24 protein-coding genes are annotated in these 24723 nt (G+C 67.5%); 3 read left to right on the plus strand and 21 right to left on the minus strand.

Annotated elements, in window-relative coordinates; all coding sequences use genetic code 11:
* Positions 1-49: 49 nt before the first annotated feature.
* Positions 50-181 carry a hypothetical protein gene (locus KW836_RS27825; protein ID WP_255595154.1) on the minus strand — a complete coding sequence of 44 codons (132 nt, stop codon included), beginning with the start codon at positions 179-181 and terminating at the stop codon, positions 50-52.
* A 17-nt stretch (positions 182-198) separates the two neighbouring features.
* Between KW836_RS27825 and KW836_RS06875 the strand changes: the two genes are divergently transcribed.
* Entirely contained in the window at positions 199-1104 is a 906-nt protein-coding gene (locus KW836_RS06875) for a LysR family transcriptional regulator (protein WP_218342802.1), read from the plus strand.
* 103 nt (positions 1105-1207) lie between these two features.
* On the opposite strand, the gene KW836_RS06880 is transcribed toward KW836_RS06875, so the two are convergent.
* The 13 genes from KW836_RS06880 to KW836_RS06940 form a co-directional block, all read right to left on the minus strand.
* A complete protein-coding gene (locus KW836_RS06880) occupies positions 1208-1810 on the minus strand; it encodes a hypothetical protein (protein ID WP_175137906.1) in 603 nt (200 codons plus the stop codon).
* A 97-nt stretch (positions 1811-1907) separates the two neighbouring features.
* Positions 1908-2093: a hypothetical protein gene (locus tag KW836_RS06885; protein WP_218342803.1), complete on the minus strand. Its 186-nt coding sequence runs from the start codon at positions 2091-2093 to the stop codon at positions 1908-1910.
* Positions 2094-2142: 49 nt separating this feature from the next.
* The gene (locus KW836_RS06890; RefSeq protein WP_218342804.1) at positions 2143-3987 is read right to left on the minus strand and encodes an ABC transporter ATP-binding protein; all 1845 of its coding nucleotides are present in this window, start codon (positions 3985-3987) and stop codon (positions 2143-2145) included.
* A gap of 234 nt (positions 3988-4221) precedes the next feature.
* Positions 4222-5229, minus strand: coding sequence for an NAD(P)-dependent oxidoreductase (locus KW836_RS06895; RefSeq protein ID WP_218342805.1), 1008 nt, complete (start codon positions 5227-5229; stop codon positions 4222-4224).
* A complete protein-coding gene (locus KW836_RS06900) occupies positions 5226-6374 on the minus strand; it encodes a mandelate racemase/muconate lactonizing enzyme family protein (protein WP_218342806.1) in 1149 nt (382 codons plus the stop codon). Before KW836_RS06900 ends, KW836_RS06895 begins: the two co-directional genes overlap by 4 nt.
* Positions 6375-6402: 28 nt before the next feature.
* Positions 6403-7377: a tripartite tricarboxylate transporter substrate binding protein gene (locus KW836_RS06905; RefSeq protein WP_175122371.1), complete on the minus strand. Its 975-nt coding sequence runs from the start codon at positions 7375-7377 to the stop codon at positions 6403-6405.
* A 192-nt stretch (positions 7378-7569) separates the two neighbouring features.
* Positions 7570-8484, minus strand: coding sequence for a LysR family transcriptional regulator (locus tag KW836_RS06910; RefSeq protein WP_218342807.1), 915 nt, complete (start codon positions 8482-8484; stop codon positions 7570-7572).
* Positions 8485-8509: 25 nt separating this feature from the next.
* Complete coding sequence (locus tag KW836_RS06915) at positions 8510-9382, minus strand: amidohydrolase (RefSeq protein ID WP_218342808.1); 873 nt, start codon at positions 9380-9382, stop codon at positions 8510-8512.
* A gap of 2 nt (positions 9383-9384) precedes the next feature.
* Positions 9385-10446: an isocitrate/isopropylmalate dehydrogenase family protein gene (locus tag KW836_RS06920; protein ID WP_218342809.1), complete on the minus strand. Its 1062-nt coding sequence runs from the start codon at positions 10444-10446 to the stop codon at positions 9385-9387.
* Positions 10447-10479: 33 nt separating this feature from the next.
* The gene (locus tag KW836_RS06925; RefSeq protein ID WP_218342810.1) at positions 10480-11484 is read right to left on the minus strand and encodes a tripartite tricarboxylate transporter substrate binding protein; all 1005 of its coding nucleotides are present in this window, start codon (positions 11482-11484) and stop codon (positions 10480-10482) included.
* A gap of 43 nt (positions 11485-11527) precedes the next feature.
* Positions 11528-12517, minus strand: coding sequence for a tripartite tricarboxylate transporter substrate binding protein (locus tag KW836_RS06930; RefSeq protein WP_218342811.1), 990 nt, complete (start codon positions 12515-12517; stop codon positions 11528-11530).
* Between the two features lie 27 nt (positions 12518-12544).
* On the minus strand, positions 12545-13177 hold the full coding sequence (locus KW836_RS06935) for a GntR family transcriptional regulator (protein ID WP_175122377.1): 633 nt from the start codon (positions 13175-13177) through the stop codon (positions 12545-12547).
* A gap of 88 nt (positions 13178-13265) precedes the next feature.
* Positions 13266-14165, minus strand: a complete 900-nt coding sequence (locus KW836_RS06940) for a LysR substrate-binding domain-containing protein (protein WP_218342812.1) — start codon at positions 14163-14165, stop codon at positions 13266-13268.
* 145 nt (positions 14166-14310) lie between these two features.
* Here KW836_RS06940 and KW836_RS06945 point away from each other — a divergent pair, with 145 nt between their 5' ends.
* Positions 14311-15288, plus strand: a complete 978-nt coding sequence (locus KW836_RS06945) for a tripartite tricarboxylate transporter substrate binding protein (RefSeq protein ID WP_175137901.1) — start codon at positions 14311-14313, stop codon at positions 15286-15288.
* Positions 15289-15371: 83 nt separating this feature from the next.
* Positions 15372-16781, plus strand: a complete 1410-nt coding sequence (locus KW836_RS06950; RefSeq protein WP_218342813.1) for an amidase family protein — start codon at positions 15372-15374, stop codon at positions 16779-16781.
* A gap of 18 nt (positions 16782-16799) precedes the next feature.
* On the opposite strand, the gene KW836_RS06955 is transcribed toward KW836_RS06950, so the two are convergent.
* Genes KW836_RS06955 through KW836_RS06985 form a run of 7 tightly spaced genes read right to left on the minus strand, consistent with a single transcriptional unit; the run spans position 16800 to position 24534 of the window.
* On the minus strand, positions 16800-17537 hold the full coding sequence (locus KW836_RS06955) for a carboxymuconolactone decarboxylase family protein (RefSeq protein ID WP_218342814.1): 738 nt from the start codon (positions 17535-17537) through the stop codon (positions 16800-16802).
* Positions 17525-18706, minus strand: coding sequence for an SDR family NAD(P)-dependent oxidoreductase (locus KW836_RS06960; protein WP_218342815.1), 1182 nt, complete (start codon positions 18704-18706; stop codon positions 17525-17527). The genes KW836_RS06955 and KW836_RS06960 overlap by 13 nt, the downstream gene beginning before the upstream one ends.
* Entirely contained in the window at positions 18706-19464 is a 759-nt protein-coding gene (locus KW836_RS06965; RefSeq protein WP_218342816.1) for an SDR family NAD(P)-dependent oxidoreductase, read from the minus strand. Before KW836_RS06965 ends, KW836_RS06960 begins: the two co-directional genes overlap by 1 nt.
* Before the next feature lie 9 nt (positions 19465-19473).
* Positions 19474-20418 carry an acyl-CoA dehydrogenase family protein gene (locus KW836_RS06970; protein ID WP_218342817.1) on the minus strand — a complete coding sequence of 315 codons (945 nt, stop codon included), beginning with the start codon at positions 20416-20418 and terminating at the stop codon, positions 19474-19476.
* The gene (locus KW836_RS06975; RefSeq protein WP_218342818.1) at positions 20415-21620 is read right to left on the minus strand and encodes an acyl-CoA dehydrogenase family protein; all 1206 of its coding nucleotides are present in this window, start codon (positions 21618-21620) and stop codon (positions 20415-20417) included. Before KW836_RS06975 ends, KW836_RS06970 begins: the two co-directional genes overlap by 4 nt.
* 8 nt (positions 21621-21628) lie before the next feature.
* Positions 21629-23761 (minus strand): acetate--CoA ligase family protein, encoded by a 2133-nt coding sequence (locus KW836_RS06980; protein WP_218342819.1) that lies wholly within the window; start codon positions 23759-23761, stop codon positions 21629-21631.
* Between the two features lie 2 nt (positions 23762-23763).
* Positions 23764-24534, minus strand: a complete 771-nt coding sequence (locus tag KW836_RS06985) for an enoyl-CoA hydratase/isomerase family protein (RefSeq protein ID WP_175184746.1) — start codon at positions 24532-24534, stop codon at positions 23764-23766.
* Positions 24535-24723 lie beyond the last annotated feature (189 nt).

Below are 24723 nucleotides of genomic sequence, written 5' to 3' on the forward strand. Positions count from 1 at the left end.
CGGTGATTCGCAAGGTGGCCTGATTGGAGGGAGCCGGCGCGGGAGGCGCTCACACCTGCGCCATCCCGCCATCGACAAACAGCGCGATGCCATTGACGAAGCTTGCCAACCGATCACCGAAATAATGGACAACTTCGGAAAGATTGAAACGACTATGCGTGTTTGTGGATAATCGCTTCATCTCAAGGAGTCTTCGGCATGGATCAATTGACCGCGATTCGCGGGTTTGCGCGCGTGGTGGAGGCGGGCAGTTTCACGCGGGCGGCGGATTCGCTGGATATGCCCAATGCCACGCTGAGCAAGATCGTGCAGGACCTGGAGGCGCACCTGGGCGTGCGCCTGCTGCAGCGAACGACGCGGCGCGTCACGGTCACGCCGGAAGGGCGCGAGTACTACGAGAAAGCGTTGCGCATCGTACGCGACCTGGAAGACATCGACGGGTCGTTCAATGCTGTGCAAGGCAAGCCGAAAGGACACCTGCGCATCGACGTGGGCGGCTCCACCGCGAGCGACGTGCTGATCCCCGCGATCTCGGATTTTCTGACGCGCTATCCTGACATCCGGATCGACTTCGGGGTGTCAGACCGCCCCGTCAATCTGATCAGCGACAACGTCGACTGCGTGATCCGCGGCGGACCGCTCGATGATTCTTCGCTGGTGGCGCGGCAGATCGGTACCGCCGATCTGATCACCTGCGCCACACCGGGATACCTCAAGCAGTTCGGCACGCCTGCCTATCCGGATGAGTTGAAGAACGGCCACAAGCTGGTCAGCTACCTGTCGCCGCAGAACGGCCGCGCCTTTCCGTTCCGTTTTGAGCGCGATGGGGAAAAGTCGGAGGTCAAGGTCGAGCATCGCGTCGGCGTCAACGAAAGCAACGCGCATCTGGCGGCGGCGCTGGCGGGCCTGGGGATTGTCCAGACCTTCACCTATGCGGCGGGCCCCGCGTTGCAGAGCGGCGCGCTCGTCGAGATTCTGAAACCGTGGCGGCCCCAGCCCTATCCGTTTCATGTGGTGTACCCGCATAACCGCCATGTGACGCATCGGCTGCGAGTGTTCATTGATTGGCTCGTGGCGAATCTGCCCGCGCGGCTCAAAGGATGAAGGGCAGGTGCTGGTCCACCCAAGCCCTCATCGAAGATGTCATGCAGGGAAAGGCGCACCCCGTCAACACGAAGCGCGCCCCGTTCAGAATTACTGATACGCGTTAGAAGCTGGGCTTTCTGGACTGGCTGCGCTGCACATACTCGATCCGCGCATTCATCCATGCCGGGTCATGCATCTGGATGCTGACGCCGCTGTATTTCAATACCGCCTGCGTCAGGTCCGTCGAGCAGCCCATGCCGGGGTTCGTGCTGGGTTTGGTGCACCATTCCATGTTCAGGTCGTTGGGATAGTTCGACTGGCGGCCGTATTTTTCCAGCACGGCTTTGCCCATGGCTTCCTTGTTGGCCGGCGTCCACGGCAGTTCATAGCGGATCTGCGACACCGCCAGCGGCCGTTGCTTGTCGACAGGCACGCGCGGCTCGAAGTGGACGATGAAGCTGACGCCATCTTTGTCGTAGCTGAAGTTCATCGGCATCTTGGTGTTCGTGACGGGGTTGTTCGTCGCGTAGCCGATCCGGATGTCCTTCTTGCCAACATTGAAGTTCTTGGCAGTGGCAGCAAGGGCTTCGTCGAAGTCCATGCCCGTCTTGACGCCGGCGACATCAAACGTGCGGGCATCGACCGAACGGGGAGACGCGGCATTCGCGGGAGCAACGACGACGGCGGTCAGCGCGGAAATGAGGAGTGCAGCTTTCAACTTCAAAATAAAGATCCTTTTCGAATAGCGCGGGGATTATCCGATCGGGTCTTTATTGTGTCCCTAATAAAGTGCAACCAAACTTGTCACCGAGGCCTTTTATTCAAAGGCTGAAGGCCAGCACAAAGCCCAGCAGGGCAACGGTCATCAGCCCGCCCGCGACGGCTGCGGAAGGACGGTGATCCGGGCCGGAGCCGTTGTCCTTGAACCGGAAAGGCCGTTTGACGCTGATGTAGACGCTGGCCGCCAAGGCGGCCGCCGCAACTGCGCCGGTTGTGTAGGCAAGCATCTGAACTCCTGGACCCATGAAGCGGCCGGGCGCGGGCCCGGCCACCATCTCAAACCGGCTGGCTCGGCTCTTCGGCCAGGAAACCCCCGCTCTGATGCCGCCACAGGCGCGCGTACACGCCGTTCATTGCCAGCAGTTCCGCATGGCTGCCCTGTTCGATGATCTGGCCTTGATCCATCACGATGAGACGGTCCATCGCGGCGATGGTGGACAGGCGGTGCGCGATGGCGATGACGGTTTTGCCCTGCATGACTTCGTCCAGGCTCTCCTGAATGGCGGCTTCCACTTCCGAATCCAATGCGCTGGTAGCTTCGTCCAGCAGCAGGATGGGCGCGTTCTTGAGCATGACGCGGGCAATTGCGATGCGCTGGCGCTGGCCGCCCGACAGCTTGACGCCGCGTTCGCCGACGAGCGTGTCGTAGCCGGTGTTGCCGTGCGAGTCGCTGAGCTGCTCGATGAAGTCGTCGGCCTGTGCCCGGGCCGCGGCGGCGCGGATTTCTTCGCGGCTGGCGTCGGGGCGGCCATAGGCGATGTTGTCGCAGATGGAGCGGTGCAGGAGCGATGTGTCCTGCGTGACCATCCCGATGGCGCTGCGCAGGCTGTCCTGCGTGACCTTCGAGATGTCCTGGCCGTCGATGCGGATGTGTCCCCGTTCGACGTCGTAGAAGCGCAGCAGCAGGTTGATGAGCGTGGACTTGCCGGCGCCGGATCGTCCGACCAGGCCGATCTTTTCGCCGGGGCGCACGGTGAGGGTCAGGCCGTCGAGGACCTGGCGCTCGTTGTTGTAGTTGAAATAGACGTCATCGAACTGGACTTCGCCTTGCGTGACTTGCAAGGTGGCGGCGTTGGGCGCGTCCTGCACCTTCGGGACGTGGGTCAGGGTGGCGATGCCGTCCTGCACGGTGCCGATGTTCTCGAACAGCGACGTCATCTGCCACATGATCCAGTGCGACATGCCGTTCACGCGCAGCGCCATGGCGGTTACGGCCGCCACTGCGCCGGTGCCGACTTCGTTGCCGTGCCACAGCCACAGCGCGTAGCCGCCGGCCGCCAGGATCAGCGCCGACACCAACGCCTGGTTCACGATTTCAAACTGGCTGACCAGACGCATCTGGCGGTAGCCGGTTTCCTTGAAGTCCTCCATGGCGGCGCGCGCAAAGCGGGCCTCGCGATTGGTGTGCGAGAAGAGCTTGACGGTGGTGATGTTGGTGTAGGCATCGGTGACGCGTCCGGTCATGGACGAGCGGGCATGCGCCTGCTCTTTGCCGACCTTGCCCAGCCGCGGCACGAAATACATCATGGCCAGGCCGTAGAGCGCCATCCAGCCGATGAAGGGCAGCATCAGACGCCAGTCGAAGCCCCCGGCCAGCGCGACGATGGTGACGAAGTAGACAGCGATGCCGAGCACGATTTCGCAGAAGGTCAGCAGCACTTCGCGCACGGCAAGCGCGGTCTGCATGACCTTGGTGGTGACGCGGCCGGCGAATTCATCCGAGAAGAACGACAGGCTTTGCCGCAGCATCATGCGGTGAAAGTCCCAGCGCAGGCGCAGCGGCAGGTTGATGGCCAGGACCTGATGCTGGACCAGTGTGCGTAGCGCGACGACGCCAACGCTGACGCACAGCACGATGGCGATGCCCCACAGGACTTGGCGTTCGTGCGCCGATGCGGCCTCGCCGGCTTTCCAGGCGGTGAGCATGTCGACAACCTGTCCCAGAAAGGCGAAGAGCCACGCTTCGTAGATGGAGACCGCCGCGCTCAGGACCGCCAGTGCGGCGATGTAGCGGCGCGAACCGTGCGTGCAGAACCACAGGAAGGCGAAGAAACCCGTGGGCGGCGGGGGGACGTTCTCGGACGGGAACGGATTGAGCTGGCTTTCAAATCTGCGGAACAAGGCAGAGACTCCGGATTCTGGATATGGCTTTCGACGAGGCGCGGTGGCGGCGCACATTGGCGCTGCTGGCCTTGGGAAGCGAGTCCCCAATTAAAGCGATATTTAAGCGCATTCGGCCGAAGCCGAGAAATGCGGCGACAGAATCGTAGGAGTGGTGGTGCAACAAGGATCCGTGCCTGCTGACGAGATGCCGGCCGTTAGCACGATGATGCAGAGGGAATCGGACTGACGAGGTCAGCTTTTGGTGGTGGACAACGCCGTCGCGTGACGCGTCAGCCAGCGCTGGAACTCATCCGCAAAGCAATCGACAACCCGGTCCTCGTGCCCGAGCGACGCGGCGCTGTTATGGGGGCTGATCCACACCGACGGCAGCGACCATAGCGGCGACGCTTGCGGCAGCGGTTCTTCCGTAAACGTGTCGAGGTAAGCGCCCGCCAGGCGTCCCGCTGCCAGCGCATCCGTCAGCGCGATTTCATCCACCAGCTCGCCGCGCGCGACATTGACGATGCGCGCGCCGCGCGGCAACAGGGCAATCCGGCGCGCGTCGATGATGTCGGCCGTCTCGGCATTCAACGGAAGCGCCAGCACGAGCCAGTCGCAATGGGGCAACGCGTCGTCCAGCTGCGCCATGCCGATGACATCGTCAAAGCCGGCCAGCGGCTCGGCATGCCTGCGCACGGCCGTTGTGCGCAGGCCCAACGCGGCGCACAAGCGCCCGATCTCCTGCCCGATGGCGCCCGCGCCCAGCACCAGCACGTGCATCGACGACAGATCTCGCGGCCGGGCGTCGCCGGTCAGCGGCTGCCATTCGCGCCGCGCCTGCGACGCGAGCCAGCGGTCGAAGCCGCGCGACTGCGCCAGGATGGCGGCCACGGCGGTCTGCGCGATGGGGGCAGCGGTGACGCCGGTGGAGGCGGTGACCGGAACGCCGCGCGCCAACGTGTGCGCATACTGCGGCAGGTCCTGCCCCGACGAACACACGTGCAGCCAGCGCAGCCCCGGCGCGGCGTCCGCCACCCGAAAGAAGGCATCGGACAGCGGGCCGGGCTTGCGCAGCGAACTGCCTTCGTACAGATCACGTGAAAAGAACGCCACGTCGATACGCGTGGGGTCGGCGTCTTCGACCGGATGGCGTTGCAGGCGCATGCCGGCAGCTTGCGCGAGGGCATCGAGGCGCGGGCCATGCGCGCGGTCGACCTTGGCCGACAGCAGCAGGCCCAGCGCGGGGGCGGCCGTGTTCAACGGACGACCTGCCAGCGGTCGCGTTCGCCGGGATAGACCACACCGTACTCGGCGATGGCGTCGTCGTCGAACCGGAAGGCAAGGCCGGGCTCGGAAGGCACCAGCAGGTTGCCATCCTCGGCCTGCAGTTGGCGGTCGATCAGGCGGCGGAAGTTGACGATGTGGTCGTCCGGCATCCATTCCACGTAGGTCGCGTTGGGCGCGCTGGCGGCCAGGTGGATGTGCACGTCGTGCCAGGCGTGCGGCGCCACGGTGATGCCGTGGCTGTCGGCCGTGGCCGCGATGCGGCGCCATTCGGTGATGCCGCCGCACACGGTCGCGTCGGTCTGCAGGATGGTGGTGGCGCCGCTGGCGATCAGGTCCTTGAAGCGCCAGCGGCCGGCCTCGACTTCGCCGGTGGCGACGGTGACAGGCGTGGCGCGCGCCAGCCGCACGTGGTTGTCGATGTCGTCGGGCGAGAAGGGCTCCTCGATCCAGAAGGGGTGATAGGGCTCGAACGCGCGCATGTATTCCAGCGCGGTGGGCAGGTCGCGCCAGGCGTTGTTGGCGTCCAGCATCAGGCGCACGTCGTCGCCGATGGCCTCGCGCACGGCGGCGATGCGCTTGCGCTCGCCGGCCACGCTTTCCAGGCCGACCTTAATCTTGACGGCGCGAAAGCCCTCTTTGACGTGCTGCGCCATCTCTGCGGCCAGCTTGTCCGGCGTCTTGCCCGGCTGGTAGTACCCGCCGCTGGCGTAGGCGGGCACGCGGTCTTTCACGGTGGCGCCCAGGTATTGGTAGAGCGGCACGCCGGCGCTGCGCGCGTTCAAATCCCACAGCGCCGTGTCGATGGCGGACAGGGCGCGCATTACGCCGCCGGCGCGGCCCAGCAGCAGCGCTTCCTGGTATAGCTCGTTCCACAGGCCTTCGACGCGCAACGATTCCTGGCCGATCAGGCGGGGCGCCAGCAGGTCCGTCACGGCTACAGACAACAGGCGTCCCGCGCTGTTGACGGCGTAGCAGTAGCCCAGGCCTTCCTGGCCGTCGGTGGCGCGCACGCGCACCAGGCAGTATTCGCGCGCCTTGACCTGGCGTGTGGAGAACGTGACCGGATTCGCGAGCGGCACGCGGGCAATGCAGACAGAGACGGATTCGATGGTAGGCATATGCGGGGATGCTCCGGGTTGGATGGGATCAGTCGAACTTGATGTTGCTTTGCTTGATGACGCCAGCCCATTTCACTTTTTCGCTGTCGATCAATTGCTGGAACTGCGCGGGCGATTCATCCAGCGGTTTCAGGCCCATTTCATCCAGGCGCGCCTGCATGCCGGGCTCGCGAACCACGCGCGAAATCTCCTTGTGCAGGAAGTCGACGACCTGCGGCGGCGTGCCGGCGGGCGCGATGATGCCGAACCACACGTTGGCCTCGTAGCCGGGCACGCCGGACTCGGCCAGCGTGGGCACGTCGGGCAGTTGCGGCAGGCGCTCCTTGGAGGTCACCGCCAGCGCCTTGAGCTTGTTCTGCTTGATGAAGGGCAGGCTCTGCGTGGGCGTGGCGAAGATCAGCGGAATCATCCCGCCGATCACGTCGGTCTGCGCGGGCGCGCCGCCCTTGTAGGGGATGTGGTTCATGCGGATGCCGGCCATCTGGTCCAGAAGCTCCAGCGAGATGTGCTGCGTGGAACCCTGCCCCGGCGTGCCGAAGTCGATGCCGCGTTCTTTCTTCTTGGCCAGCGTGATCAGATCCTTGGTGGTGTTGGGCTCGAACTTGGGATTGGCCACCAGCACGAACGGCGTGTCGGCGATCAGCGAGACCGGCGCGAAGTCCTTGAGCGTATAGGTGAGGTTGGGATACAGCAGCGTGTTGGTGACGTGCGAGGAAATCACCAGCATCAGCGTGTAGCCGTCGGCGGGCGAGCGCTTCAGTTCGCCCGTGGCGATGGTGCTGTTCGCGCCCGGCTTGTTCTCGACGATCATCGGCTGCGGCCAGGTCTTCGATAGTTCCGCGGCGACCAGGCGGGCCACGGTGTCATTTGAGCCGCCGGGCGCCATGCCGACCATCAGGCGCACGGGTTTGGCGGGATAGCTCTCGGCGAAGGCGAGGGGGGCGGCAGCGGCAAAGGCGGCGGACAGGCAGCCGCCAACGAGGACACGGGCAAGGCGCTTCATGATGTTGTCTCCTTGGATTGTTCTGCTGTTGTGAACCCATGATAGACAGGCCGTCTTAGTCGATGAATGGATAATTTGGATAAGAAAATCGAGGAAATCGATAAATGCGCGCGGGCATGTAATGGGCGCGCGAATGCGGGCGCGAGGCATAGCTGCCGTCGCGCCCGCAGGCATGCTTTTGTTGGGGAGGCGTCAGTCCAGCGTGCGGGCCAGCGCCTGTACGGCGGGCTGCAGGTGTTCGCGCAGCAGCGCCAGGAATGCCTGCGCGGCCAGCGAATCGGTGGCGTCGCGGCGCCGCGCCAGACAGATGTCGCGCTCGTTGATCGGCAGCGTCAGCGGCACGGCTTTCAAGCCGGCCAGCCGGAACTGAAAGAGCGCCAAGGTGGGGGCGATGGTGACGCCCAGGCCAGCCGCGATGAATCCGGCTGCAGTCGACAGGCTGTTGACCTGATGCGAGCGCAGCCACTGCCGGGGATAGATGGCGGCATCCAGATGCTGGCGGATGCTGCTGTTGCTTTCGAATCCGATGATCGGATAGTCCAGCACGTCCTGCACCGACAGGCGGCGGCGCGTCGCCAGCGGATGGTTGGCGGGGCAGATGAAATGGAACGTGTCGCGCGCAAGCACCTCGATGTCGAGGTCGGTGCTGGGATAGGCGGCCGCGCACAGCGCGAAATCCACCTGGCGGTTGCGGACCATGTCGATGCATACCGTGCTGGCCACGTCCTGCACCTGCACGCTGATGCCGGGGTAATCCGCGGTGAAGCGGGCGATGAGACCGGGCAGGATGCCCGACGATATCGACGGCAGCGCGGCGAGCGCGACGCGGCCCTTGCGGCGCTCGACGTGGTCGCGCATTTCGGCCAGGGCACGCTCGGTCTCGGGCAGCAGGTGGGCGACGATGTTCTGAAAGGCTTCGCCCTCGGCGGTCATTTCCACGTTGCGCGTGCTGCGCGAAAACAGCTTCACGCCGAGGTCGCTTTCCAGATTGGAGATCAACGCGCTGAACGCGCTCTGGGTCAGGCAGCAGTGCTCGGCCGCGCGCGTGAAACTGCGCAATGCCGCCAGGGCCGTGAAGGCCTTCATGTGGCGTAGCGAAAGATTCATGCGGCGGTCTCCGCTGCGCTAAGGACTAGAAACCATACAGCGCCGCGGGATTGGCCGCCAGCACCTGGCGCTGGAGTGCTGCGTCCGGCAGCCAGGATCCGATTTCGTGCAGCAGGCGGACGGCCGGGACGTCGCGATACGCGCTGATCTCGGTCGGAAGTTTGCCCGGCTCGCGATTCGTATGCGGCCAATCGCTGGCCCACAGTGCACGTTCCGGATTGCGATCGATAAAGGCGCGGGCCAGCGCGGTTATGCGCTGGGCTTCGCCGCCGTCATGAGGGTCCGCGCTAATGCGGTAGGACGCCGACAGCTTGACGTAGGCGGCGCCGCTGCCGACCAGGTCCAGCACCTGCAGGACACGGGGATCGTCCAGCGCAACCTGCGCCGGAATCATCGCGAAGTGATCCAGCACCACCGGCACCGGCAGCCGCGCCAGCGCGGGGGCGGCGCTGGCGATGGCGTCGAGCGAGGCGTACACCTGGATGTGCCAGCCTTGCCCCGCCAGACGGCCCGCCCACGCCGACAGGGCGCGGTTGACGGCAGCGGCGTCGCTGGCGCCGGTGCTTTCCAGGTTGACGCGCAGGCCGCGCACGCCGGCATCGTGCAGGCGGGTGAGATCCGCGTCGAAGATGTCTTCATCGGCCACGGCTACGCCGCGCGCCGCGCCGTCCAGCGCCAACAGGCTGTCGACGAGCAGGCGGTTGTCGCTGCCATAAATGCTGGGCTGCACGATGACGGCGTGGGCGAGGCCCAGCCGTTGCATGTGAGCGCGCAGCGCATCCGCTGACGCGGGGCCGGGCGTATAGTGCCGGTCCGCCAGCATGGGGTAGTCGGCCTGCGGCGCCACCACGTGGACGTGGCAGTCGCAGGCGCCGGCGGGTAGCTGCGGCGCCGTCATGGTCAGCCCGCCTGCAGGCGCGCGACGAAGGCCGCGCCGGCTTCGCGCGTGCCCAGCTTGCCGCCGACGTCGCGTGTGCATTCCTGCGCGAGGATGGTGTCGGCGATTGTGGCCTCGATGGCGGCGGCGGCCTGCGTGAACGCAGCGTTACCGGTCTTCTGGCCGTGCCAGTTCAGCAGCATCGCGCCCGACAGGATCAGCGAGATCGGGTTGGCGATGTTCTGGCCGGCGATGTCGGGCGCCGAGCCGTGCGCGGCCTGGCCCATCGCGTAGTCGCGGCCGGCGTTCAGCGAGCCGCCCAGGCCCAGGCTGCCCGACAGTTCGGCGGTCAGGTCGGACAAAATGTCGCCGAACATGTTGGTGGTGACGACGACGTCGTAGCGCTGCGGCGCGCGCACCACGTGCGCCATCATGGCGTCGACGATTACGTCGTCCACGCGCACTTCCGGAAACTCCTGGGCGACCTGGCGGCACATTTCCAGGAACATGCCGTCGCCCAGCTTAAGCACGTTGGCCTTGTGCACCATCGTGACGTGCTTGCTCCGCGTCATGGCCAGCTCGAACGCCGTGCGCGCGATGCGCTCGCAGCACTGACGGGTAATGCGGCGCAGCGACACGACGACGTCGGGCGTGATCAGCATTTCGCTGCCGCCGGACTCGACGTTGCGGTCGGCGTAGAAGCCTTCGGTGTTCTCGCGCACCACGACCAGATCGAATTCGCCCAAACGCGCCTGCATGCCGGGGTAGGTCCGCGCAGGGCGGATGTTGGCGTGCAGGTCGAGCTTCTTGCGAAAGTACATCGACGGATTGATCTCGCCGCGGGCCTCGTCCTTGAAGTCATACGTGGCCATGGGGCCGAGCATCAGGCCGTCGGCTGCCTTGACCTTTTCCAGGAGGGCGGGCGTGACGGTGGCGCCGTGCTTTTTCAGGCTGTCATGGCCCGCGATGTCGTGGTCGAACTGCAGATTCAGGCCGAAGCGGCGCGACGCGGCTTCAAGCACGTCGACGGCGACCGCCATGGTTTCGGGGCCGATGCCGTCGCCGGGGAGTACAACGATTTTCATGAGAGCGTTTTCCTGTGGGTTGATCGGCCGGGCTTATTCGACCTGGACCCCGGTGGCTTGCACCAGGTTTTGATACTTGGCGGCTTCGCTGTGCACGAAGGCCGTGAATTCCTGCGAAGTGTTCGGACGCACGGCGGCGCCGTCGCCTTCCAGCCGCGACTTGATCGCGGGCTCGGCCAGGATGGCGTTCAGCTTCGCGTTGAGCTGTTCGACCACCGCCGGGGGTGTCTGCGCGGGCGCGAAGACGCCGCCCCACAGACTGAATTGGAAGTCCGGCACGGCGGCCTCGCTGATGGTGGGGATGTTGGGCAGGATGCCCAGGCGCTCCCGCGAGGATATCGCCAGCGCCTTCAAGCGGCCGCTGTTGATGTGGGGCATGACGGCCGATGCGCTGGAAAAGAAGAAGTCGACGTGGCCGCCCAGCAGGTCGGACATTGCCTGGCCCGCGCCCTTGTAGGGCGCGTGGATCATGCGGGTTTGCGTGCCGAGCGCCAACGCGGCAGCGGCCAGGTGGCCGGGCGTGGCGGTGCCGGAGGACGCGTAGGCCAGGGCGTCCGGCTTGGCGCGGGCCGCGGCGATCAGCGCGGCCAGGTCCGCATAGGGCGACTTTTCCGGAACGGCCAGCACCAGCGGCGAATCGCCCACCAGAATCACCGGCGCGAACTCGCGCAGCGGGTCGTAGCCCAGCGACTTCATGGCGTAAGGGTTGACGGCGATTTCGCCGGTCTGGCCGAGCAGCAGCGTGTAGCCATCGGCCGGCGCGCGCAGCACGATGCGCGAACCCACGGCGCCCGACGCGCCGGGGCGGTTTTCGACAATGAAGGTCTGCTTGAATTCCGTGCCCAGGCGTTCGGCCAGGATGCGGGCGAAGACGTCGCCCTGGCCGCCGGGCGCGTAGGGCACGATCATCGTCACGGGCTTGGACGGGTAAGCGTCGGCCGCGCGCGCCGCGCCGGCCAAAATCAATGCCGTGCCGGCCGCCGCTCCTTGCAGCAGGCGGCGGCGCGCGGGATCGAAGGAATAGGGTGTGTGCTGCATGGTGTCTCCTCGTTGTCTCTGTGCGGCGGGCGCGTACGGCGGCTCAGTCCAGCGCCATGCCGGACTTCTTCACCACGCTTTGCCACATCTCCAGTTCGGCGGCCAGCGCCTTGCCGAAGTCGTCCGGAGACCCGCTGATGGCCTGCGCGCCCTCGTGCTTGAGGCGATCGGCCACCAGCGTGTCGACGGCGGCCGCGTTGATGGACTGGTTCAGTTTGGCGACGACTTCAGGCGGCGTGCCGGCCGGCGCCAAAACGCCCCACCACGTCGTGATGTCGAAGTCGGACACACCCGCCTCGGCCACGGTAGGCGTGTCGGGAAAGAGTGGCGAGCGCGTCTTGCCCGTGACGGCCAGCAGGTCCACGCGCTGGTCGCGCACCTGCGACAGGATGGTGGGCACGGTGGCGAAGAACACCTGGACGCGGCCGGCCAGCAGATCGACGGTGGCCGGGCCGCTGCCCTTGTACGGCACGTGCGTCATGGCGGTGTTGGTCTTCTGCTTGAACAGTTCGCCGGCCAGATGGTTGATGCTGCCGTTGCCGGCCGAGCAGAAGTTCAGGTCGGCGTCCGGCTTGGCGGCGAGTTCGCGCAGGCCGGCGATGGAGGTCAGCTTCAGGTCCTTGGCCGTCACGACGAAGAGCGGCCCGCGGCCCAGCATGGCGATAGGCGCGAAGGACTTGCGCACGTCGTAGGTGGTGCTGATGCCGGCGGCGGCGTTGGTCACGAAGGTCGACGTGGCAAAGAGCAGCGTGTAGCCGTCGGGGCGCGCGTTGGCGACCAGCGCGGCGCCGATGGAGCCGCCACCGCCGCCGCGGTTCTCCACGACCACGGACTGGCCCAGCTTGTCGGCCAGCGTGCGCGCCAAGTCGCGCGCAATGCTGTCGGTGCCGCCGCCCGCCGCAAACGGCACCACCAGCGTGATGGGCCGGCTGGGATACGTGTCGGCGGACGCGGCCACCGGCGCGCAAAGCGCGGGCAAAAGAAGGGCCAGCCCCGCCAGCAGACGCTGCGGGGATACGTTGAACTGCTTCATCGACTTGTCTCCGATCGACGGCCGCGCTCAGCCCTGGCGCAGCATCTTTAGGCGTTCCAGCAGGGCCTGGTGAATGTGATGTTGGGCGGCGTCTTGCGCGCCTTGGACGTCGCGGGCGCGGATGGCGTCGACGATGGCCTGGTGTTCCTGGTTGGAGCGGCCGGCCCGCTCGGATGAGCTGAGCGTGCTGCGTCCCAGCAGATAGGTGGTCTCGGTCAGCGAATGCAGCGAGCGGATCAGGTAGCGGTTGTGCGCGGCGCTGTAGATGGCCTGGTGAAAGCGCAGGTTCTGCGCGACGGGGTCGCCGTTGTCGCCTTCGTCCAGGATGGCCTGCATGTTCGCGATCTCGGCGTCGGTGGCGTGGCGCGCGGCGAAGGCGGCGGCGGCGCCTTCCAGCACTTCGCGCATGGAATAGAGCTCGCCGACCTCCTGCTGGTCCATCGTGGTGACGACCAGTCCGCGGCCGGGCTCGTGCGTGATGAGTCCTTCGTCCTGGATGCGCTTGAGCGCCTCGCGCACCGGGGTGCGGCCCATTTCGAGCTGGTCGGCGACTTCCACTTCGCGCAGGCGGTGGCTGGGCGTGAACATGCCCACCAGGATGCGGCGCTTGATCTCGTTGTAGGCCGCAAAGGCCTGCGAATTGCTTTTCGGAATGGGCAAGATTGTCTCGGCGCGTTTTTTGTATATTTTTGCATACAAAAAAATGAGGGGCAATCCGGCCCTTGAATTCAGGTTGTGTTGGCGCGCCTTACGCCATTGCCGCCACGCGCCGCCGGAACATATCCGCCATCGTGGCGGCCGCCAGCGATAGCGGCGCGCCCTGCAGCGTCATGATGCCGATGCTGGCGACCGGCATCGGCACGTCCGCGCGGATGCGCCGGGCCCCGTCGCCATAGGGTTTGATGTCGAGCATGCCGGACGGGCAGATGATGAGCGCGTCGCTGCGGGTCATGAGGCTCCACATGACGCCGAAGGTGTCGCATTCGATCACGCGGGCAGGCTCGGGCAGGCCGTGCGCGCGCAGGCCGCGCAGGAAGGCTTCGGTATGGCTGCCGCCCGAGACGTTGAGCAGCCATTCGCTGCCGCGGATGTCTTCCCAGCGCCGCGCGCGCGCCAGCGGATGGCCCTTGCGGCAGGCAATCATGAATTCCAGCGGGCGCAGTTCTTCGAATTCAAATTCCTGGCCGCCAGCGCCGTCGTTCATGCGCGAGGCCAGCGCAAAATCCAGCGCGCCGTTGCGCAGGGCTGGCTGCACCGAGGCCAGCAGGCCTTCCGAGACCTTGACCTTCGCGGCCGGCATGCTGGCCCGGAATTCGGTCAGCACGTCGGGCAGCACGCTGAGCATGACCATGGGTGTCACGCCGACCGCCACCCGCGCCTGCGCACCGCTGAGCAATTGGCGGATGTCCTGGCGCGCCAGTGCGAGCTGCGCCTGCGCCAGGCGGGCCCGCACCGTCAGGTGTTCGCCGCATTCGGTGACGGCGATGCCCTTGGGGCTGCGCGTCAGGAGCGGCGCGTCCAGTTCGGTTTCGAGTTCCTTGATGGCCTTGGTCACGGCGGCCTGGCTCAGGTGCAGGCTGCGGGCGGCGGCGCGGATGCTGCGCAGTTCAGCGACCTTCAGCCACGCCCGCAATTGATGGTCCTTCATGACGGCTTTCCGGCTGACAACCTAGGGTGGTCACCTTAACAAAAATATAGCCTTACAGGCAGCGCGGACCATCCCTAAGCTGATCGTCGATCAGGCCCGGCAAGAACCGAGAGGCCTGGCCCAAAAAGCGCTTCAGGAGAATGCCATGCCGATCTTTGCCCGCCGTGCCGTTTCCTTGTTTCTTGTCTTTGTGGCCGCCACCGCCGCTGGCGCCGCCCGCGCCGACTGGCCGGAACGGCCGATCAAGCTCATCGTTCCGTACGCCGCAGGCTCCGGTCCCGACGTGGTGTTGCGCCCGATTGCCGACGCGCTGGGCCGCGAACTGGGGCAGCCGGTCATCGTGGAAAACCGGGGCGGGGCGGGCGGCATCGTCGGCACGCAGGCCCTGGCGTCGGCGCCGCCCGACGGCTACACCATCGGCTTCGGCAACATCGTCACGCTGGCGATCAACAAGAGCATGTACGCCAAGCTGCCCTACGACCCGCAGCGCAGCCTGGCGCCCGTCAGCCTGGCCATCAGCAACGCGCTGGTGCTGATCGCGCGCAATGGCCTGCCGGCCAACAACGTGCAGGAGCTGGCCGCGTATGCCAAAAAGAATCCCGGCAAGGTCAGCGTGGGATCGCTGGGGGTCGGTTCCAGCGCCCACCTGGCGGGCGAAATGCTCAAGAGCGAGACCGGCACCACCATGTTGCACGTGCCGTACAAGAGCGGCCAGCAGGCCGTGGTGGATCTGGCGGGCGGGCAGCTTGACGTGATGATCGACAACGTCGCCGGCGTTCTGCCCTTCATTCGGTCGGGGCAGGTCAAGGTGCTGGGCGCCACCAGCCTGAAACGCGTGCCCGTGCTGCCGGACGTGCCGACGCTCGACGAGTCGGGCTTGAAGGGATTCGAGGTGGTGTCGTGGGGTGGCATCGTCACGCCGGCGGGTGTGCCCAAGCCGGTGATCGACAAGCTGAATGCCGCAGTCGCCAAGGCGCTGCTGGACCCGGCGGTGCAGAAGCAGAACGAAACCCTGTCCGTCGACGCCACGCCGTCCACGCCCGAGCAGTTCGCCAGCCTGATCGCCGCCGAGATTCCGCGCTGGGCGGCGATGGTGAAGCAATCCGGCGCGTCCGCCGATTGAGCGCGCGTCGCAGGATGGGGCGGGCAGAACGCGTGCCGCGCAGCGGTTCCTGCACATCCGGTATTTCAGAATAGGGAGACAACATGACTAACGCACTCTGGCGCTGGAACGCGCTCGACCTGGCCCGCGCCATCCGCAATGGTGAAGTATCCAGCCGGGAGGCGGTGCAAAGCTGCCTGGACCGCGCCCAAGTCGTCAATCCAGCCTTCAACCCGCTGACGGAGACTTATGCCGATCAGGCGCTGCGCGCCGCGGATGCGGCCGACGCGGCGGTGCGCGGCAAGCAGGAGTTGGGCGCGCTGCATGGCGTGCCGGTCACGATCAAGGCCAACGCGGATCTGGCGGGCACGGCCACGACCAACGGCGTGACGGCCTACCGGGACCTCATCGCGCAGGAAAACAATCCGGCGGTCGACAACTGGCTTCGCGCGGGGGCGATCGTCATCGGACGCACGAACGTCCCGGCGTTCTCCTGGCGCTGGTTCAGCGACAACGATCTGCACGGCCGCACCGTCAATCCATTCGATGTGGCGCGAACGCCGGGCGGCTCCAGCGGCGGGGCGGCGGTGGCGGCCGCGCTGGGCGTCGGGCCGCTTGCGCATGGCAGCGACCAGGGCGGCTCCATCCGCTATCCCGCGTATGCGTGCGGCGTGGCAGGGCTGCGGCCCTCGCAGGGCCGGGTGCCCGCGTATAACGCGACCCAGCGCGCCGAGCGCCCGGTAGCCTCTCAGATGGCGGCCACGCAAGGGCCGTTGGCGCGTACCGTGGCGGATCTGCGCTTGGGGCTGGCGGCGATGTCGGGCGGCGACGCGCGCGATCCCTGGTGGGTGCCGGCGCCACTGGAATTTCCTGACTTGAACAGCGGCCGTCGTGTCGCGCTGTTTGCGGGCACGGCGCAGCACAAGGCCGACGCTGCAGTCACCGACGCGCTGCAGCGCGCCGCCGGCTGGCTGCAGGACGCGGGCTACTTCGTCGAGGTTGCCGAGCCGCCGCAGTTCGACACCGCGGCCGCGCTGTGGCTGGACGTGCTGATGAACGAAGCCGCCGGGTCCATGCAGCGCGAGATCGAACGCGCCGGCGACCGCGCCATCCAGAACGCGTACCAAAGCATGCTTTCGCACACGCCCCGCCGGGACAAGGACGGCTTCATTCAGGCGATGGCGATGCGCACGACGATCCTGCGCGAGTGGGGCCGCTTCTTTGAGCGCTATCCGGTCCTGTTGATGCCCGTGTCTTTCGCGCTGCCATTTCCGGTGGATCGGGATCAGCAGGGCGCGGACGTGATGGCGGACATCCTTCGGGCGCAGAGCCCGTTGATTTCAACGGCGATCCTGGGATTGCCGGGACTCTCCGTACCCGTTGGCCGCGCCGAAGGCGCGCCGGTTGGGGTGCAGTTGGTCGCCGGGCGCTTTCGCGAAGACCTGTGCCTGGCGGCCGGCGAGGTCATTGAGGCGCGGGCCGGGTGGTCGGTGCTGGACCAGCTGCACGTGTGAACGCGGCGCGTCCGCGTTTCAGCGGGACGCGGCGGTGTCTTGCAGACGCGCGTGGACGGTCGCGCCCAGCGCCGCGCCATGCACGGCCAGATGGGCGCCCAGTTGAATGGCTTGCAGGATATCGCTGCGCGACAGGCCTCGTGAGAGCCCTTCGCCGATGCAAGCGCGCGTGTTTGCCATGTCGCCCTGCGTGAAGCACGCGTGCAAGGCGATGCGAATCAGCAAACGTTCCGTCCGCGACAGACCGCCGGCCGGCGCGCCGCCTTCCAGGAAGTCGAGCAGGACGGCGACATAGCCCCGGTCCTGCGCCGCCAGCCGCAACAGGCTGGGCGCCTGTTCCGGCCACAGCGCGGCGATGCGGGCGCGCAAGGGATCCTGCGCGTCCAGCGCCGGTAGCGGTGCGGCCTCGTGCAGCAGGTCGGCGGCCAGAAGGACCGCGCTCAACCCCTGGAGGGTCACCAGATGCAGCACGTCGAAGACGTCGGCATCCGTGGCGCCGGCCTCGCGCGCCATGCGCAGATGGGTGGCAAGTCCCGCTTCGTAAAGATGCGTGGCCGATGCGTCCAGCGCCACATAGATCAGTTCGACCATGCGCGGCGACAGCGGACCCGTGCTGGCGGGATGGCCCGCGTAGTCGGCATAGTGCGCGAGAAACCCCGGATTGGCGCGCAGCATCGCGTCCGTCCACGGCCGCCAATAGCCGCGCGCGGCGATGAAGCGCGCCTTGATGTCGTCCAGATCGCTTATTGGCTGCATAGCACCTGACCCGTGAGGTATTGCGCCTGCGCGCCCGCGACGAAGCGCAGCAGCGGCGCCAGCGCCTCGGGCGCGGCGCCCGGCGCAACCTGCACCGCGTTGATGCGGCGAGCCACGGGCCCCCATTCGCAGGCCAGCGAGGCCACGAGCATCCGCGCCGCCGCGTGATCCCCGGCATGCTCCCACGCCAGGTCCTCGCCGCCAGGCAGCAGCAGCGTGAGGCTGGCGGGTCCGTCCAGGTCGAAGCGGCGCGCGGCATTCAGCACGGCCGCCAGGCGTCGCCCCGGCGGGCTGGACAGCACCGTGGCATCCAGCACGGCGGGATAACCGTCGCCGGTCGCGTCGTCCCGTGGCGAGGGCCAATCGCCGCGCACGGTCAGCGACAAGGGCGCGTCGATTTGAATACGGTTTTCGGTCGCGGCCGGCGCATAGGTCTGGCTGCCGCCATACACCGATGAGCCGCCATCCACGCACAGCAGACTGCCTGCCAGGGGCTTGGCCTGCGCACCCGCTGCAAAGACCAGCGCACTGGCGATCTCGTCGGGATCTGCCAGCCGGCCCAGCGGAATCTTGGCGACCGCGCGCGCGGGGTCCAGGCGGCCGGATGCGATCAGGCCGTCCACCAGTTCCGTTTGCACATACCCCGGACACAGCACGGTGACGCAAAGTCCGGGGTCGGCCTGCGCCAGCGCGCGGCTTTGCGCGATCAGGCCGGCTTTGCTGGGGCTGTAGCCGCCGCGCCATGGGATGGCGCGCAGCCCCGCGCCCGAGGCCACGTTGACGACACGCGCGCCCGCGGCGAGGCAACCGCGCAGGGCGCCGACCACGCGCGCGGGCGCGTGCAGGTTCAGGTCCAGCAGCCGCTGCCAGTCCTCGTCCGTCTGGTCGACGGTGGGACGATTGCTGCTGTCCGTCATGCCCGCGTTGTTGATGATGGCGTCCAGTCGAGGCATGCCGTCCGCCAGCGCCGCTATCTGCCCGGCATCGGTCAGGTCCGTCACGCAGGCAAGATGGTTCTGACCTGCGCGGACGGGCAGTTCCGCCTGCAGCGCCCGCAACGCCGGCGCGTTGCGATCGACCAGCACGCAGCGATGGCCCGCATCGGCCAGCCGGCGGGCCGTCGCCCGGCCGATGCCGCTGGCCGCGCCGGTGAGCAGGACGGTGTCCATCAGAGCGTCGTGAACGTGATGCCGCCGTCGACCACCAACGCCTGCGCGGTGATGAAGCGCGCCTCGTCGCTGGCCAGGAACACGATGGCGTCGGCAATGTCGTCCACCGTGCCCAGGCGGCCCATCGGCGTGCTTGCGACGCGGCGCGCATCGCGCTCGGCGTTGCGGTTGCGCTGCGTGCCTTCCGTGGGCACCGCTGACGGGCACACGGCGTTCACCCGGATGCGGCGCGCGCCCAGTTCGGCGGCCGCCGCGCGCGTCACGCCCAGCACGCCTGATTTGATGCCGGAGTACACCATCGAACTGGGGGCGGACTTGAGCGCCGCGGTTGACGCCACGTTGACGATGGCGCCGCCGCGGTCGGGGTCCATGACCTCGGCGGCGGCCTGGATGCCCCAGATCACGGCCTTGAAACCGATGTCCAGCATGCGTTCCAGCGTATCGGGCTGGATCTCCAGCACGCTCTGATAGCGGACCCAGGCCGCGTTGTTGACCAGGATGTCCAGGCGCGAGCCTTGTTCGGCGGTCTGTCGCACCGCTTCGCCGATACCTTCACGCGTGGCGACGTTCTGCACGACGGGAAAGGCCTTGCCGCCTTCGGCGGTGATGCCGGCGACGGCCTCGTCCACCAGCTCGTGCTTGAGGTCGTTGACGCCGACCGTGGCGCCGCGCGCGGCGAGCAGGCGCGCGGTGGCCCGGCCGATGCCGGCGCCCGCGCCGGTGACGAGCGCGACGCGCCCGGCGAGATCTTGTGCCATGGTGTCTTCCTATACCGATTGGATGAATGCGCGGCCGTTGCCGCTGGCCAGACCCGCGAAGGCGGCGTCCAGCTTGCGCACCGCGCGCAAGGCGCGATGCAGGGGCAGTTCCCACGTGAAGCCCATGCCGCCGTGCAGGTGGATGGCTTTCTCGATGACGAAAGCCGCGTTGGCGAGCGCGCCGGCCAGCGCGGGCCGCGTGTCGCGCGGCGCGCCGTATTCGTCGGCTTGCGTGGCGCGGCGGATCGCGGCGCTGGACACGTCCTGCAGCAGCCGCATGCGGGCCAGGAGGTGGCGCACGGCCTGCTTGGCCGACAGGGGGCGGCCGAACTGCACGCGGGTCGCCATGTACTCGGCCGCGGCCTGCAGGGCGCCTTCGGCGGCGCCGTTGGCGAACTCGGCAAGCAGCAGATGGGCCTGGCGCTGGAGCGCGTCCCAGGCCCGAGCATCCAAGCGCGCCAGTACGGGCGCGCCGTCCAGCGCGATCCACGCTTGCGGATGATCGGGATCGAGCGCCGCCTGTTCGTCGCGGGGCAGGGCGCTGGCATCGAGCAGCGCGGCGCCCGCGCCGTCAGCCACCAGCACCCAGTCCGCCGGGCCATTGTCCAGACGGGCATGGCCCGACTGCAGGCTGCCTTGCCACGCGATGCCGGCCAGGCGCTCGCCGGCGGCCAGCGCGGCGGCCTGCGGCGTGCCGGCCAGTGCGCTGGCAAGCAGGATCTGTTCGGGCAGCGGCAGCGGCAGGCGCAGGCGTCCGGCGGCGTGCGCGATCGGCAGCGCGAAATCGAGTGAGAGGCCCAGCCCGCCGTCTTCCTCGGCTGCCATCACGCCAGTCAGGCCGGCCTGCGCCAGCACCTGGGCCATGGCGCCGGCATCCGGGCGGGACAGGGCGTCGGTGATCGCGGCTTCGGCGGCCTGCGCGAATTCCTCGGGCCGCAGTTCTTCGTGGCTCATGTCAGGTCCTTGGGCAGATTCATGACGCGCTGCGCGATGACGTCCAGCTGCACTTCGGTGGTGCCGGCGTAGATCGTCTCGGCGCGCGAGAAGAGGTAGGCGGTGGTAAAGGCCTTCTGGGCGCGGCGCGCCAGGGGACTGGAGTGCGGGCCGACCTGCGACAGCAGAGACAGCGCCAGGCCGGCAAAGGCCTGGTGGCATTCCGACCAATAAAGTTTGGTCAGCGATCCGCGCGCGCCGATGGTCTCGCCACGCAGCATGCGCGCCACCGTGAGTTCAACCAGACCCTTCAATCCGTCGATTTCGCTGACCAGATCGCCGACGCGGCGCTGGACATAGCCGTCGTCGAGCGCGGACGCCAGTTGCGCATCGGACTTGCAGGCCGCAATGAGCTGGCGCAATTCGCACTCGAAGCGCCACGGGCGATACATGCGGTTGGTGGCGCGCTCGATGGACAGCACGCGGATGGCGGCGTTCCAACCTTCGTCCGGCGCGCCCAGGCGTGCACTGTCGGGTACCACCACGTCGTCGAAGAACACCTCGGCAAAGGACTCCTTGCCGTCGATGGACTTGATGGGAACGACGCGGATGCCCGGCGTGTCCATCGGCACGGCGAACATCAGCAGGCCGCGATGCTTGTCGGCCACGGTGCCGGTGCGCGTCAGGAGCAGGCAGTAGTGCGCCTTGGCCGCGCCGCTGGTCCAGATCTTCTGCCCGTTGATGCGCCACGTGTCGCCTTCCTGAACGGCCTTGGTGCGCAGCCGTGCCAGATCCGAGCCGGCGTCCGGTTCTGAAAACCCCTGGCACCAGTACTGCCGCATCGCCAGAATCGCGGGCAGGAATTCCTGCTTCTGTTGCTCGGTGCCGACGGCCATGATGATCGGCCCGGCCAGTTCCTTGCCGATCGAACTGACGCTTTCCGGCATGGGCAGCGCGCCGATCTCCTTGTTCACCGCCAGGTGCTCGCGCAGCGTCAACCCGTGGCCGCCGTAGGCCTTGGGCCACGTCATGCCGGCGAGTCCGGCCTGATACATCGCGGCCTCCCAGGCGCTGCTCTCGGCAAGCGTGGGCGCGCGCCAGTCCGGGCTGTCGGCGCGCATGAAATCTGGCAGGTTGGCGCGCAGCCAGGTGCGCGCATGCTGGCGGTAGACCTCGGGGCCTGCGCCCGGGTCAGGGACCGTGGCAAGTTGTTCGAATTGCATGGCTGTCCTCAATGGGCGGGCGCGGCCCGCGGGATCATCAGCGCGTCCAGGACGACCACGCCTTGGCCCTGCGGCCGGACCAGAATGGGGTTCATGTCGATCTCGGCGACGTCGTCGCGATGGCGGTACGCAAACGCCGACAGGCGCGCCACGCTACGCGCGGCGGCGGCGATGTCGGCCTTGGGCTGGCCCCGCGCGCCGTCCAGGATGGCAAACATCTTGAGCGAGCGGATCATTGCCGCGGCCTCGTCCTCGGTCACGGGCGCGGCCTGCACGGCCACGTCCTTCAGCACCTCGGCGTAGATGCCGCCCATGCCGACCATGACGATGGGGCCGAAGACGGGGTCTTGCGACACGCCGGCGATCAGTTCGGTGCCGCCCGCGACCATCGGCGCGACCAGGACGCCATCGATGCGGGCGCCGGGCGCATGGCGCGCGACGTTGGCCAGGATGCGGGCGTGGCCGTGGCGCACGGCGTCGGCATCGGCCACGTTGAGCAGCACACCGCCGGCTTCTGTCTTGTGCGCGACGTCTTCGGAGGCGATCTTGAGCACGACGGGGTAGCCGATGGCCCCGGCCGCGCGCACCGCGTCGTCGGCACTGCGGGCGATGAATTCGCGCGGCACGTCGATGCCGGCGTTGCCCAGCGCCTGCTTGGCGTGGAATTCGTTGCGGAATACCGCGGGATCGACGGGTTCGGCGGCGGGCAGCGCCGTGTCGGCGTAAGCGGCCGCGCGCAGCTTGCCCAGCTTCACCAGGCCCGACAGCCCCGTCGCCGCGGCGTCGATGCTGGAGAACACCGGAATGCCCAGTGCGTTGATCTGCTCGACGGCGTCGGCGGGGCCCTGGCTGATGACCATCAGCAGGCGGTCTGGATGGCTGGTGCGCACCCGGGCCAGCGCTTCCAGATAGATGCCGCGCAGCCGGGTGTTGTAGAGCGACAGCGACATGAACAGCGCCAGCGAACTGGCCGACGGATCTTCCAGCAGGGCCGTCAGCATCTTGAGCAGAATGTCGGGGCGGCTGGACATCTGGGCGGACGCGTCCACCGGATTGCCGGTGCTGGCCGTGGGCACGGCTTCCAGGATGCGCCGCTGGGTGTCGGGTGCGAGCGCGGGCAGCGCAAGGCCGGCGTCGCTCATGGCGTCGGCCATCATGATGCCGAAGCCGCCGGACGCGGCAACGAGCGTGACCGCGTCGTTGGCCGGCAGGCGGTCGGGCATGAGCAGCGAGGCCGCGTGTCCGATGTCGATCAACGCTTCAACAGAGCGCACGCGCAGCACGCCGTGCCGGCGGAAGACCGCGTCGATCACCGCGTCCGAGCCAGTAAGGGCGCCCGTGTGCGAGGCGGCGGCCGCCTGGCCTTTTTCCGTGGAACCGATCTTCAGGATGATGACGGGCTTGCCCTTGCCGCGCGCAAGGCGCAACGCGTCGATGAGCTTTCCGGCATTCCGGCAAGTTTCCATGCAGCACAGGATGATGCGCGTGTCCGGATCCTCGGCCAGCGCGGCAATGCCGTCGGCGGCGTCCACATCCGCCTCGTTGCCGGTCGCGATGAAGCGGCTGACGCCCATGCCGCGCCGGGCGACGCTCTGCATGGTGTGGCTGCCCACGTTGCCGGACTGCGACACGATGCCTACGTGGCCGACCGGCGGCATGTTCTCTTCCAGCGCGATCGAAAATGAGCCGATCAGGCGCTCGGCGACGTTGACGGTGCCCAGGCAATTCGGGCCCAGGACGCGCATGCCGTGTTCGCCAGCGATCGCCACCAGTTCGGACTGTAGCGCCGCGCCTTGCGGACCGGCCTCGGTGAAGCCGGCCGACAGGACGATGGCCGCCTTCACGCCGCGCGCGCCGCAGTCGCGCAGCGCGGCAGGCGTGGCGGCGGCGGGCACGGCCAGGATGGCGAGTTCCGGCGTTGCCGGCGTGTCTTTCACCGACGTGTAGGCCGGCAGCCCCTGGATGGTGCCGCCCTTGGGGTTGATGGGATACACGGCGCCGCGGTAGCCATGCTTGATCAGCATGTGGACGGGGCGGCCGCCGATCTTGGTGACCTCATCGGAGGCGCCAATCACGGCGATGCCCGACGCCTGGAAAAAGGGGGCCAGCCCCGCACCGGGGCGTTGATTCCGCTGCGTCATGCTCAACGCCCCTTGAATTGCGGCTGGCGCTTTTCCAGGAACGCCATGCGGGCCTCGCGCGCGTCTTCGGTCTTGGCCAGCGCCATCGTGAAGTCCTGCTCGAAGCGATAGGCGTCGCGCTGCGGCATCAGGTCCACCATGTTGGCCGCGCGCTTGGCGTACAGCACGGCGAGCGGCGCCTTGGCGGCGATTTCGTGCGCCAGCGCCAACGCGGCGGGCAACAGCTGATCAGGGGGCAGCACGTCTTCCAGCACGTTGCGGCGCAGCAGGTCGTGCGCGGTCAAGCGCTGTCCGGTGTAGAACATGCGGCGCAGCGTCGAGCGCCCGAACAGCGTGCGCAGCATGGAAGCGCCGCCGGCCAGGCCGACGTTGATCTCGGGCATGCCGAACGTGGCGTTATCGGACGCATACATGATGTCGCAGGCAGCCATGAGTCCAAGGCCGGCGCCGAGCGCCGCGCCGTTGACGGCGGCGATGACCGGCTTGGCGCACTCCTTGATGGCGTTGCCGGTCTCGCGGGTGATGCGGTTGTGTTCCAGAAAGTCGCCGGCAATGTCGGCGTTGGGGCGGTCCTTCAGGTCCGCGCCTGCGCAAAAGACCGTGCCGTTGCCGGTCAGCACCGCGCAGCGGATGTCCTCGCGCTCGGAGATCTCGTCGAAGATCGCCACGATGCGCCGCCGCATGTTGCGGTTCAGCGCGTTGACCGGCGCGTTGTTCAGGGTGACCAGGGCAACGCCCTCGTTGACTTCGAACTTGACGGGGGTGTCGCTCATGCGCGCACCTCGTTCGACTGGGCATGGACAGTGGGGCGCCGGGCGCCGTGGGCGTGCTGCATGGAAGTCTCCTCGGGTCGGATCGACCTGTCTTGTCCGCAGTCCGTGCCGGGCGGCGCCGGACTTTTTTTTGATTTTAAGTAGGGGCTCCTGCGCGATCTACGCCAAAAACGGTGGTTGTGTTCTGCA

The organism is Achromobacter sp. ACM05 (assembly GCF_019218915.1).
GTDB classification, from domain to species: domain Bacteria; phylum Pseudomonadota; class Gammaproteobacteria; order Burkholderiales; family Burkholderiaceae_B; genus Achromobacter; species Achromobacter animicus.

Coding starts and splice junctions, on each gene's coding strand:
- KW836_RS27825 (WP_255595154.1), bottom strand. CDS start 181: ATGAAGCGATTATCCACAAACACGCATAGTCGTTTCAATCTTTCCGAA.
- KW836_RS06875 (WP_218342802.1), top strand. CDS start 199: ATGGATCAATTGACCGCGATTCGCGGGTTTGCGCGCGTGGTGGAGGCG.
- KW836_RS06910 (WP_218342807.1), bottom strand. CDS start 8,484: ATGAATCTTTCGCTACGCCACATGAAGGCCTTCACGGCCCTGGCGGCA.
- KW836_RS06975 (WP_218342818.1), bottom strand. CDS start 21,620: ATGCAATTCGAACAACTTGCCACGGTCCCTGACCCGGGCGCAGGCCCC.
- KW836_RS06970 (WP_218342817.1), bottom strand. CDS start 20,418: ATGAGCCACGAAGAACTGCGGCCCGAGGAATTCGCGCAGGCCGCCGAA.
- KW836_RS06930 (WP_218342811.1), bottom strand. CDS start 12,517: ATGAAGCAGTTCAACGTATCCCCGCAGCGTCTGCTGGCGGGGCTGGCC.
- KW836_RS06940 (WP_218342812.1), bottom strand. CDS start 14,165: ATGAAGGACCATCAATTGCGGGCGTGGCTGAAGGTCGCTGAACTGCGC.
- KW836_RS06900 (WP_218342806.1), bottom strand. CDS start 6,374: ATGCCTACCATCGAATCCGTCTCTGTCTGCATTGCCCGCGTGCCGCTC.
- KW836_RS06980 (WP_218342819.1), bottom strand. CDS start 23,761: ATGACGCAGCGGAATCAACGCCCCGGTGCGGGGCTGGCCCCCTTTTTC.
- KW836_RS06960 (WP_218342815.1), bottom strand. CDS start 18,706: ATGGACACCGTCCTGCTCACCGGCGCGGCCAGCGGCATCGGCCGGGCG.
- KW836_RS06885 (WP_218342803.1), bottom strand. CDS start 2,093: ATGCTTGCCTACACAACCGGCGCAGTTGCGGCGGCCGCCTTGGCGGCC.
- KW836_RS06965 (WP_218342816.1), bottom strand. CDS start 19,464: ATGGCACAAGATCTCGCCGGGCGCGTCGCGCTCGTCACCGGCGCGGGC.
- KW836_RS06920 (WP_218342809.1), bottom strand. CDS start 10,446: ATGAAAATCGTTGTACTCCCCGGCGACGGCATCGGCCCCGAAACCATG.
- KW836_RS06905 (WP_175122371.1), bottom strand. CDS start 7,377: ATGAAGCGCCTTGCCCGTGTCCTCGTTGGCGGCTGCCTGTCCGCCGCC.
- KW836_RS06945 (WP_175137901.1), top strand. CDS start 14,311: ATGCCGATCTTTGCCCGCCGTGCCGTTTCCTTGTTTCTTGTCTTTGTG.
- KW836_RS06950 (WP_218342813.1), top strand. CDS start 15,372: ATGACTAACGCACTCTGGCGCTGGAACGCGCTCGACCTGGCCCGCGCC.
- KW836_RS06955 (WP_218342814.1), bottom strand. CDS start 17,537: ATGCAGCCAATAAGCGATCTGGACGACATCAAGGCGCGCTTCATCGCC.
- KW836_RS06925 (WP_218342810.1), bottom strand. CDS start 11,484: ATGCAGCACACACCCTATTCCTTCGATCCCGCGCGCCGCCGCCTGCTG.
- KW836_RS06985 (WP_175184746.1), bottom strand. CDS start 24,534: ATGAGCGACACCCCCGTCAAGTTCGAAGTCAACGAGGGCGTTGCCCTG.
- KW836_RS06915 (WP_218342808.1), bottom strand. CDS start 9,382: ATGACGGCGCCGCAGCTACCCGCCGGCGCCTGCGACTGCCACGTCCAC.